The sequence below is a fragment of the Streptomyces griseus genome, from assembly GCF_001715295.1.
In the GTDB taxonomy this organism is placed as follows: Bacteria; Actinomycetota; Actinomycetes; order Streptomycetales; family Streptomycetaceae; genus Streptomyces; species Streptomyces griseus_G.
On the sequence record NZ_MDKB01000002.1, the window covers coordinates 1 to 316 of the forward strand.

1 rRNA gene is annotated in these 316 nt (G+C 57.6%); it reads right to left on the minus strand.

Annotated elements, in window-relative coordinates:
• A 23S ribosomal RNA gene (locus BA175_RS06660) occupies positions 1–284 on the minus strand; the annotation flags it as partial.
• Positions 285–316: the final 32 nt, after the last annotated feature.

A 316-nucleotide genomic window follows, 5' to 3' on the forward strand; every position in this document is an offset into this window, starting at 1 on the left:
CGCATACGGTTTGGCCTCATCCGGTTTCGCTCGCCACTACTCCCGGAATCACGGTTGTTTTCTCTTCCTGAGGGTACTGAGATGTTTCACTTCCCCTCGTTCCCTCCACACTGCCTATGTGTTCAGCAGCGGGTGACAGCCCATGACGACTGCCGGGTTTCCCCATTCGGAAACCCCCGGATCAAAGCTTGGTTGACAGCTCCCCGGGGACTATCGTGGCCTCCCACGTCCTTCATCGGTTCCTGGTGCCAAGGCATCCACCGTGCGCCCTTAAAAACTTGGCCACAGATGCTCGCGTCCACTGTGCAGTTCTCAA